Source organism: Streptococcus sp. GMD6S (genome assembly GCF_000297015.1).
In genome coordinates this window covers 1-956 of the sequence record NZ_AJRH01000184.1, presented here as the reverse complement: position 1 = coordinate 956, position 956 = coordinate 1, and the positions used below count along the sequence as shown (strand labels likewise).

At 41.0% G+C, this 956-nt stretch carries 1 protein-coding gene; it reads right to left on the bottom strand.

Annotation, left to right across the window (positions count from 1 at the left end; all coding sequences use genetic code 11):
• A partial coding sequence (locus GMD6S_RS09540) for an acyltransferase family protein (RefSeq protein ID WP_001220884.1) occupies window positions 1-833 on the bottom strand: 833 nt, incomplete at its 3' end.
• Between the last annotated feature and the right edge of the window lie 123 nt (window positions 834-956).

Below are 956 nucleotides of genomic sequence, written 5' to 3'. Positions count from 1 at the left end.
ATCATGGTCACTGCCGCTAAACTTGCTAGCAAGAAGCCAAATAAGTACGCAAACAGGTAGGTAAATTTGACAAAGAAAGTCAGAAGCAACAATACCAAAAGCCCCGCAGCAAATACCAGTAGATTTTGACGAAGGTCCCACATCCGGTCAAACTGCTTGACTAAATCGCTCGTCTGACGAACCCCCACAACTGTCGCCAAAATGCTTCCTAAAAAGAAGGGATAGACATGGGTTAAACTTGAAAAGTAGACAGATGAATAGGAACTAGCCATTAGACTACCAATAAACATGGAGAAAAAGCTAATGATAAAAGCTCCTGCAGAAAGGAGAAAGACTATCCCTCTCAATTGACTACTAGATTTTGAACGTTTCGATAAGAACCAAACCGCTAAGCCCCAAAGGATATAGTAGTGAACCTCAACAGCTAGGCTCCAGTTGTGAACAAAGAGATGCGGAATGAACTGGGATTCATAACTACCCCCTGTTAACATTTCGTAGAAGTTGGTCATAAAACCGAGAACTCCAGCTATCTGGCCACCAATTCCAGCAACATAGTCTTGACGAACCAAGAAAGTAAAAGGCATGGTCACCAAAACCATCAGCACCACAGGTGGCACGATGCGGTAAAACCGTCTCTTAAAAAAGCCCAGTAAGTCAATCTGGCGTGCCTTCCCAAATTCTTCTAAAAGGAGGGAGGTGATCAAAAATCCTGAAAAAGTGAAAAAGACATCTACCCCAAAGAAGCCTCCAGGAAAGATCGTTTGAAAGAAGTGGTACAAAAGCACCAAAAGTAAACCTGTAATCCTAATCAAGGAAAACCATTTAATACGCATACGAGTCTATTCTCCATTAAATTAGGAAGCAAAACACCGCCTAATTTCCATTCCATTATACTCCCTATTCTATCAAAAAAATAGGAAAAATCCTAAGAGAAAACTTAGGATTTTGGCATTCTA